The sequence below is a fragment of the Rhodococcus yananensis genome, from assembly GCF_020515525.1.
GTDB lineage: Bacteria > Actinomycetota > Actinomycetes > Mycobacteriales > Mycobacteriaceae > Rhodococcus > Rhodococcus yananensis.
Window position 1 is genome coordinate 1 of record NZ_JAIYEP010000164.1, and the last position, 1,036, is coordinate 1,036.

The following is a 1,036-nucleotide window of genomic DNA, read 5'->3' on the forward strand; positions in this document are numbered from 1 at the left end:
GTCGCGTCTGCCGGTTTCGATGTGGCGGTCGAGGTGCCGATCCGGGTGCGGTTGTTGCGGGTGTCCGAGGTCGAGCATGTTCTGGTGTTCGTGGTGCATCACATTGCTGCGGACGGTTTTTCGATGGGTCCGCTCACGCGTGATGTGATGGTGGCGTACAGCGCGCGTGTGCATGGTGCGGTGCCGGGGTGGGCTCCGCTGGAGTTGCAGTATGCCGACTATGCGATTTGGCAGCGTCGTGTTCTCGGTGACGAGGACGAGCCTGATTCGTTGATCTCGCGGCAGTTGGGGTACTGGCAGGGCGTGCTCGATGCCGCGCCGGAGCGGTTGGATCTGCCGATGGATCGGCCGCGTCCGGCGGTTGCGTCGAATACCGGTGCGTCGTATCGGTTCCCGATCGATGCTGGGTTGCGGGCTGCGGTGGTTGCGGTGGCGCAGGAGCGGGGGGTGACCCCGTTCATGGTGGTGCATGCGGCGTTGGCGGTGGTGTTGGCGCGGTTGTCGGGTACCGGTGACATCGCGATCGGGACGCCGGTGGCGGGTCGTGGTGAGCAGGCGCTCGACGATCTGGTGGGGATGTTCGTGAACACGTTGGTGTTGCGGACGTCGGTGGATTCGGGTGAGTCGTTCGAGGAGTTGTTGGCGCGTACCCGTGAGGTGGATCTGGGTGCGTTCGCGCATGCGGATGTGCCGTTCGAGCGGTTGGTGGAGGTGCTCGATCCGGTTCGGTCGCAGTCGCATCATCCGTTGTTCCAGGTGGTGTTGGCGTTCCAGAATCTCGAGCGCGGTGCGTTGGAGTTGGCGGGTCTGCGGGTCGACGAGGTGGATATCGAGTTCACCCAGGCGAAGTTCGATCTGCAGTTGACGATCAGTGATCCGGTCGATGGGTCGGAGGGGTACGACGCGGAGTTCACGTTCGCGACGGATTTGTTCGATCGGGCGACGGTGGTGTCGTTCGCGGAGCGGTTCGTGCGGGTGTTGGGTGCTGTGGTGGCGGATCCTGCTGTGGTGGTGGGGGATGCGCCGTGGTTGTCGT

The 1,036-nt window shown here is 64.2% G+C and carries 1 protein-coding gene; it reads left to right on the forward strand.

The genetic code is table 11. The annotated features are described in order from the left end of the window. A partial coding sequence (locus LDQ05_RS19575) for a condensation domain-containing protein (RefSeq protein ID WP_226438615.1) occupies nt 1-1,036 on the forward strand: 1,036 nt, incomplete at both ends.